The 1,666-nt window shown below is 64.6% G+C and carries 2 protein-coding genes; both read right to left on the bottom strand.

Annotation, left to right across the window (positions count from 1 at the left end; genetic code table 11):
• Positions 1–351: 351 nt before the first annotated feature.
• On the bottom strand, positions 352–738 hold the full coding sequence (rplL, locus tag CQZ88_RS25970) for a 50S ribosomal protein L7/L12 (protein ID WP_006940888.1): 387 nt from the start codon (positions 736–738) through the stop codon (positions 352–354).
• Positions 739–843: 105 nt separating this feature from the next.
• Positions 844–1,377 (bottom strand): 50S ribosomal protein L10, encoded by a 534-nt coding sequence (rplJ, locus tag CQZ88_RS25965; RefSeq protein WP_006940886.1) that lies wholly within the window; start codon positions 1,375–1,377, stop codon positions 844–846.
• Between the last annotated feature and the right edge of the window lie 289 nt (positions 1,378–1,666).

Genomic DNA, 1,666 nt, shown 5'->3' with positions numbered 1-1,666 from the left:
CAACCCCTCGACAGCTACTTCGACTCCCACCATTACCTCCGCACGGCTCGATGCTGTTCCCCACTGTGGATTGCGTCACTGTAGCGCATCGAAGTGTTACCTGTGACACGGGATCCTACTAGCGAGTAAGAACACAGGTCAACTCGGGCATAACCCCCTTCGATCAGGGGTATGACCTGCGCTTATGCCGTCCCCGTGCGGCACCGACGTCAACTTAGCGCGGATGGTTTCCGCGCGCTCGGCAAACCGGTCACGAATGCGCGAAAAGGCCGCTGCCCACGGACGTGAGTCCGTGGGCAGCGGCCTTGCCGAAGCGCTCGACCGCGGTGCGGTCGGGCAGCCGGGTTCGTCTTACTTGACGGCGACCTTGGCGCCGGCCTCTTCGAGCTTCGCCTTGGCAGCCTCGGCGGCATCCTTGGCGACCTTCTCCAGGATCGGCTTCGGAGCACCCTCGACGAGGTCCTTGGCCTCCTTCAGGCCGAGGCCCGAGACGATCTCACGGACGACCTTGATGACCTGGATCTTCTTGTCGCCGGCACCCTCGAGGATGACGTCGAACTCGTCCTGCTCGGACTCGGCCTCGGCGGCGGCGGCCGGGGCACCGGCAGCGGCGACGGCGACCGGAGCGGCAGCGGTGACCTCGAAGGTCTCCTCGAAGGCCTTCACGAACTCCGAGAGCTCGAGGAGGGTCAGTTCCTTGAACGCGTCGAGCAGCTCTTCGGTGGTGAGCTTCGCCATGGTGGCGGTCCTTCCTTGTGGATCCCATGTCGCTGATCCGCGACCGGATGGGATGCGCGCCGGGGCGCGCGGGGTGGGTGGGTCAGTGATTCGCGATGGTGCGGATCAGCTTGCGGCAGACTCCTGGTCCGCCATCTTCTCCTGCAGAGCGGCCGCGAGACGGGCCACCTGCGAGGCAGGAGCGTTAAACAGGCCGGCGGCCTTTGCCAAGTTGCCCTTCATCGCGCCGGCGAGCTTGGCCAACAGCACCTCGCGGGACTCGAGGTCCGCGATCTGGTTGACCTGATCCACGGACAGCGCAGCGCCGTCCATGTAGCCGCCCTTGATGACGAGCGCCTTGTTGTCCTTCGCGAAGGTCTTCAGGGCCTTCGCAGCGTCGACCGGCTCGCCCTTGATGAACGCAATGGCGGTCGGTCCGACGAACAGGTCGTCAAGGCCCTCGACGCCCGCCTCTGCGGCGGCGCGCTTGACCAGGGTGTTCTTGGCGACGGAGTAGGTGGCACCCTCTCCGAGAGCGCGTCGCAGCTGCGTCAGACTGGTCACCGACAGACCACGGAACTCCGTGATCACGGCGGCCGTCGAGTCCTTGAACTGCTCGGTGATCTCCGCAACCGCAGAAACCTTCTCAGGCTTTGCCATACTTCGCCTCCTCTCAGTAACAGTCGTTTTCCCGCTCGGGAAGTTCCACTCGAAATCCGCAAAATGCAAAACGCCCCGGTGCAGGGCACACGGGGCGTACAGAGAGAAAGACGGCATCGCAACCGATGTCGTATCTCCCCTACCTCGTCCTCCTGCGTGGGCCGCCGGGCAATCCCGGACCTTCAACCGAGTCCGCGAGCGGATCCGGTGACCAACGGTCTTGGGTAGAACATGATCGGGGTGAAGATCGGCACGCGCCGAACTCCGCAGGCAAGCGTACCCGACCGGA

Source organism: Rhodococcus sp. ENV425, from assembly GCF_002887785.1.
Classification (GTDB): domain Bacteria; phylum Actinomycetota; class Actinomycetes; order Mycobacteriales; family Mycobacteriaceae; genus Rhodococcus; species Rhodococcus aetherivorans.
This window is presented reverse-complemented; position numbering and strand designations above follow the sequence as displayed.

Bases quoted from the DNA above. Each gene is read 5' to 3' on its own strand.
- rplL (WP_006940888.1), bottom strand. From the start codon at position 738: ATGGCGAAGCTCACCACCGAAGAGCTGCTCGACGCGTTCAAGGAACTG.
- rplJ (WP_006940886.1), bottom strand. From the start codon at position 1,377: ATGGCAAAGCCTGAGAAGGTTTCTGCGGTTGCGGAGATCACCGAGCAG.